Genomic DNA, 2,999 nt, shown 5'->3' with positions numbered 1-2,999 from the left:
TATATTTGCACCCGCTTAGCTGATAAGGCTGGGTTGATTTGAGGGGGGAATCGAGGGTCTTCGGGCCTGTTTTTTTCTTCTTTTTTTTGAAGTTCATTTGACATATTGTATAGACAGCGTAAAAGAGAATAACGAAGAACCATTTTGATGTCAGTTACTTGGATTGTTTGGGAGTTGAATTTATTTAACTTTTTACAATGAAGAGTTTGATCCTGGCTCAGGATGAACGCTAGCGGCAGGCCTAACACATGCAAGTCGAGGGGTAACGGGGAGTGCTTGCACTCTGCCGACGACCGGCGCACGGGTGCGGAACGCGTATGGAACCTGCCCCTGTCAGGGGAATAGCCCAGAGAAATTTGGATTAATGCCCCATGGTATCGAGGTATCGCATGATACTTTGATTAAAGATTTATCGGACAGGGATGGCCATGCGTACCATTAGCTTGTTGGTGAGGTAACGGCTCACCAAGGCAACGATGGTTAGGGGCCCTGAGAGGGGGATCCCCCACACTGGTACTGAGACACGGACCAGACTCCTACGGGAGGCAGCAGTGAGGAATATTGGACAATGGAGGAGACTCTGATCCAGCCATGCCGCGTGCAGGATGACTGCCCTATGGGTTGTAAACTGCTTTTACATGGGAAGAAACCTATCCACGTGTGGATAGCTGACGGTACCATGAGAATAAGGACCGGCTAACTCCGTGCCAGCAGCCGCGGTAATACGGAGGGTCCGAGCGTTATCCGGAATCATTGGGTTTAAAGGGTCCGTAGGCGGGCCATTAAGTCAGGGGTGAAAGTCTGCGGCTCAACCGTAGAACTGCCTTTGATACTGGTGGTCTTGAGTCGTTGTGGAGTGGCCGGAACATGTGGTGTAGCGGTGAAATGCATAGATATCACATAGAACACCGATCGCGAAGGCAGGTCACTAACAACGTACTGACGCTGATGGACGAAAGCGTGGGTAGCGAACGGGATTAGATACCCCGGTAGTCCACGCCGTAAACGATGGATACTAGCTGTCGGGCCTTTGGGCTCGGCGGCCAAGCGAAAGTGATAAGTATCCCACCTGGGGAGTACGTTCGCAAGAATGAAACTCAAAGGAATTGACGGGGGCCCGCACAAGCGGTGGAGCATGTGGTTTAATTCGATGATACGCGAGGAACCTTACCAGGGCTTAAATGTAGTATGACAGGTTTAGAGATAGACTTTTCTTCGGACATATTACAAGGTGCTGCATGGTTGTCGTCAGCTCGTGCCGTGAGGTGTCAGGTTAAGTCCTATAACGAGCGCAACCCCTACCGTTAGTTGCCAGCGATTCAAGTCGGGGACTCTAACGGGACTGCCGGTGCAAACCGTGAGGAAGGTGGGGACGACGTCAAATCATCACGGCCCTTACGTCCTGGGCCACACACGTGCTACAATGGCCGGTACAGAGGGAAGCCACCCCGCAAGGGGGCGCGGATCTACAAAGCCGGTCACAGTTCGGATCGGGGTCTGCAACTCGACCCCGTGAAGCTGGAATCGCTAGTAATCGGATATCAGCCATGATCCGGTGAATACGTTCCCGGGCCTTGTACACACCGCCCGTCAAGCCATGGAAGCCGGGAGTGCCTGAAGTCCGTCACCGAGAGGAGCGGCCTAGGGCAAAATCGGTAACTAGGGCTAAGTCGTAACAAGGTAGCCGTACCGGAAGGTGCGGCTGGAACACCTCCTTTCTAGAGAAAGACGACCGGAGGTCCAAGTCCGGCATCGGGTGGTTTCTTTGTTTTTCTTTTATGCTGTCTTATGATATGTAAACATACTGGCAATTTTAGGCCAAACAGTCTCATAGCTCAGCTGGTTAGAGCGCTACACTGATAATGTAGAGGTCGGCAGTTCGAGTCTGCCTGAGACTACAAGGTTGTCGAAGTGCGGACGAGAAGTTTATCCCGAGCGAAGTCGAGGGGAGTCTGCCTGAGACTACTGTGGTCGCCGGAGCCTAGTGCGAAGGGGGCCGAAGTTCATTTGAAATAGGAAATTTTAGAGGTTGAGTAGCCGTTATAAGTACTGTTAACTGATAACTGTTAACTGATCGCTGAAACGGGGAATTAGCTCAGCTGGCTAGAGCGCCTGCCTTGCACGCAGGAGGTCACCGGTTCGACTCCGGTATTCTCCACTTGTGCCCAGCTTGACTGGGTACCTCTTTGGAAAGGCCACCGATCAACATCGGTCCTTGTCCGAAGAGACCCCAAATCAAGTTTGGGGTGAACGTTCATTGACATATTGGGACGGATCGCGATGGTACATATGTACCGTTGTCGTGAAGTCAAAGAAGAAACACGAAGTAGAATAGAATATATAAGGATTACGAGGGCATTTCCCGACTTTATGTCGGGAGGTGCGACAAGCAAGAGAAGGGCGTATGGGGGATGCCTAGGCTCCCAGAGGCGAAGAAGGACGTGATAAGCTGCGAAAAGTCGCGGGGATCTGCACACGAGAGTTGATCCGCGAATGTCCGAATGGGGCAACCCGGCAGGTTGAAGGCCTGTCACCCCGCAAGGGGGGCTAACCCGCTGAACTGAAACATCTAAGTAGGCGGAGGAAGAGAAAACAAGAGTGATTCCGTTAGTAGTGGCGAGCGAAAGCGGACTAGTCCAAACCAATGTTGTTTCGGCAACATTGGGGTTGTAGGACCACAATGTTCTTTGCGTTGACCAACTGGAACCCTTTGGAAAGAGGGGCCGTAGACGGTGATAGCCCGGTACAGGCAAGTTGCGTCAAAGATAGTGGTATCCTGAGTAGCGCGGGGCACGTGAAACCCTGTGTGAATCCGGCGGGACCATCCGCCAAGACTAAATACTCCTGGGAGACCGATAGTGAACCAGTACCGTGAGGGAAAGGTGAAAAGAACCGTGAATAACGGAGTGAAACAGACCCTGAAACCATACGCCTACAAGCGGTCGGAGCCAATTTATTGGTGACGGCGTGCCTTTTGCATAATGAGCCTACGAGTTACT

General features: G+C 52.0%; 2 tRNA genes and 2 rRNA genes (1 of these 4 cut by a window edge). All 4 read left to right on the top strand.

Annotated elements, in window-relative coordinates:
* Positions 1-194: 194 nt before the first annotated feature.
* Positions 195-1,718: ribosomal RNA gene (locus tag FGG15_RS19980) — 16S ribosomal RNA — on the top strand.
* 106 nt (positions 1,719-1,824) lie between these two features.
* A tRNA-Ile gene (locus tag FGG15_RS19975) sits at positions 1,825-1,898 on the top strand.
* A gap of 186 nt (positions 1,899-2,084) precedes the next feature.
* Positions 2,085-2,158 (top strand) — tRNA-Ala (locus tag FGG15_RS19970).
* Positions 2,159-2,382: 224 nt separating this feature from the next.
* Positions 2,383-2,999: ribosomal RNA gene (locus tag FGG15_RS19965) — 23S ribosomal RNA — on the top strand (it continues 2,214 nt past the right edge of the window).
* Together the 16S and 23S rRNA genes with 2 tRNA genes alongside form the textbook arrangement of a ribosomal RNA operon.

Source organism: Flagellimonas algicola, from assembly GCF_005937185.1.
GTDB classification, from domain to species: domain Bacteria; phylum Bacteroidota; class Bacteroidia; order Flavobacteriales; family Flavobacteriaceae; genus Flagellimonas; species Flagellimonas algicola.
Note: the sequence above shows the minus strand (reverse complement) of the source record. Positions and strands in the feature narration are given on the sequence as shown.